2 protein-coding genes are annotated in these 1,587 nt (G+C 32.6%); both read left to right on the top strand.

Annotation, left to right across the window (positions count from 1 at the left end):
- Positions 1–691: DNA methyltransferase (locus tag HMPREF9456_RS16870; RefSeq protein WP_006844783.1), on the top strand; the 691-nt coding region annotated here is incomplete at its 5' end.
- A 274-nt stretch (positions 692–965) separates the two neighbouring features.
- The coding region (locus HMPREF9456_RS16860) for a cyclic nucleotide-binding domain-containing protein (RefSeq protein ID WP_006844781.1) at positions 966–1,587 on the top strand (622 nt) is incomplete at its 3' end.

Here is a 1,587-nt window from a genome sequence, read left to right as displayed (position 1 = left end):
GGGCAATGGAACTATTAATAAAGTAAAAGTTCCTTATTTGGAAATGAAAGGACATGATATACCTTCTATTTGTCAAGATATTAAACGTCTTCGTTCTGTATTAAATAATACAAAGTCTTTTGATGCAGTATTAGCCTATTTAGAAAATAACTTAAAAAGAGATGATTTTAAAGCCGAAAAGGTTATGGATAATAAATCTAATCTAAGGACGGGTAAATGTAATGAGGGTGATAGATGCGTAACTGTCATTAATTCCATATCTGTAGGTATGAATGAAAAATCTATTATTTCGGGGTCATTGAGAAAGCACAAAAATAATACTTCTGTTCAGCCTTCTACCCTATATAATGAAGATAGAAGCGTAGCTGTTTGTAAAAATATAGATGATGGTTTGAATGAAAAGAGTATTATTAGACAAATAGGAGAACGTTACAAAGCCATTCATCCAACACAAAAACCGCCTCGTCTGATCGAAAGATTATTAGCATTAGTTTGCAAGATTGAACCAAACAAACCCAAACCTTTAGTATTAGACACATTCAGGGGTTCGGCTTCAACCGATATCGCTTGTATGAATTTGGGGGTAGATTGTATCAGCTTCGAAATTGACGACGAATATTTCGAAAAAGGAGAAGAGAGGAAATTGGAGCATAAGATAAACTATCAACCATCATTATTTTATAATTTATGAAACAAACAAAGCAGCAACTAGAACAAAAGATAGAGGAGGTACTAAGTTATCTCCTTTGTCATAATATGGCAGATATAGATAGTCGAGAGTTTAGTTTGATAGCTAATAACTTTCACTCTTTATGTATGCGATCTGAGAACTTCGGAATAAAATCTTATGGGCGTGGCTCCCATTTGGATAGTATAAGACCTTTAAGATAAAAGATATGAACTATTTAATTTTCATATATCTAACGCCTGATGAATTTGAGTACTTAAGTAAACTATTTTGATTTATGAAATACATAGACCTAATTAATAACGTGTGGGAATTGAGAGAACAGGGTATTATTTCATCCTTAGAGCAAGACCTTTATTTGTATTTGATACATAAATGTAATCGCCTAAACTGGAAAAATCCATTTAATCAATCCACTGATATATTATGTTCAGTCTTAGGTATAAATCGGAATACATTAACTCAAAGAAGAAATAGATTAAAACAACTTGGATTGATAGACTTTAAGGATGGTATTACAAAGAAAAGGCCTGCTGAATATAGATTAATGTGTATTAAAAATGATACACAACCTATTACAGAACCTAGTGCACAATGTAGTACACAACCTAGTACAGAACATAGTACCTATACTAAAGACAAGACAAGACAAGACAAGATAAAAGAAAGTAAAGAAAAAACTATTCGTTTTTCCCCTCCACAAATTGAAGAAATAAAAGCTTATTGTAATGAGAGGAAAAATAACATATCGGCAGAACATTTCTTTAACTTCTATACGTCTAAAGACTGGATGATAGGAAAAAATAAAATGAAAGATTGGCGGGCTGCTGTTCGCACATGGGAATCAAAACAGAAAGGAGGTATAAATGAGGCTAAACAGACTGCTCGACAACCGGACT

The organism is Dysgonomonas mossii DSM 22836, from assembly GCF_000213575.1.
GTDB lineage: Bacteria > Bacteroidota > Bacteroidia > Bacteroidales > Dysgonomonadaceae > Dysgonomonas > Dysgonomonas mossii.
This window is presented reverse-complemented; position numbering and strand designations above follow the sequence as displayed.